Annotated in this window: 1 protein-coding gene; it reads right to left on the minus strand. The window is 68.8% G+C overall.

Going from position 1 to position 1,145, the window contains the following annotated elements; translation table 11 throughout:
- A partial coding sequence (gene pgi / locus ACFWJX_RS40635) for a glucose-6-phosphate isomerase (protein WP_383252153.1) occupies positions 1–1,145 on the minus strand: 1,145 nt, incomplete at both ends.

A 1,145-nucleotide genomic window follows, 5' to 3' on the forward strand; every position in this document is an offset into this window, starting at 1 on the left:
ACCCCCTCGGCGCGTACCTCGCCGGGGGTCTTGCCGAAGGCCAGCGCCTGCGTCTGCGCGAAGAAGTTGGCCATCAACAGGTCGTGCTGCGCCCTGAGTTCCTCGCTCAGTTCGCCGACGGGACGGGCGAAGCCGATGAAGTCCGCCGGGATGAGCCTGGTGCCCTGGTGGATCAACTGGTAGTAGGCGTGCTGCCCGTTGGTCCCCGGCGTGCCCCACACCACGGGCCCGGTCTGCCACTCCACCGGACGGCCCGCACGGTCCACGGACTTGCCGTTGGACTCCATGTCGAGCTGCTGGAGATAGGCGGTGAACCTCGACAGGTAGTGGCTGTAGGGCAGGACCGCGTGCGACTGGGCGTCGTGGAAGTTGCCGTACCAGATGCCCAGCAGGCCCAGCAGCAGCGGGGCGTTGGCCTCGGCGGGCGCGGTGCGGAAGTGCTCGTCGACCAGATGGAAGCCGTCGAGCATCTCGCGGAAGCGGTCCGGACCGATGGCGATCATCAGGGACAGACCGATCGCCGAGTCGAACGAGTAGCGGCCGCCGACCCAGTCCCAGAACGCGAACATGTTCGCCGTGTCGATGCCGAAGTCGGCGACCTTCTCGGCGTTCGTCGACAGCGCGACGAAGTGCTTCGCGACCGCCTTGTCCTCCCCGCCCAGGCCGTCCAGCAGCCAGGTCCGGGCCGAGGTCGCGTTGGTGATCGTCTCGATGGTGGTGAACGTCTTCGACGCGATGATGAACAGCGTCTCCGCCGGGTCCAGGTCCCGGGTCGCCTCGTGCAGGTCGGCACCGTCGACGTTCGACACGAAACGGACCGTGAGGCCGCGGTCGGTGAACGCCCGCAGCGCCTCGTACGCCATCGCCGGACCGAGGTCGGAGCCGCCGATGCCGACGTTGACGACGTTGCGAATGCGCTTGCCGGTGTGACCGGTCCACTCACCGGAGCGGACCCGGCCGGCGAAATCGGCCATCCGGTCGAGGACGGCGTGCACCGCGGGCACGACGTTCTCCCCGTCCACCTCGATCACCGCATCACGCGGAGCGCGCAGCGCGGTGTGCAGCACGGCCCGGTCCTCGGTGACGTTGATCCGCTCACCGCGGAACATCGCGTCACGCAGCTCGAACACGCCGGTGGCGGCGGC

This window comes from Streptomyces sp. NPDC058335 (assembly GCF_042723915.1).
GTDB lineage: Bacteria > Actinomycetota > Actinomycetes > Streptomycetales > Streptomycetaceae > Streptomyces.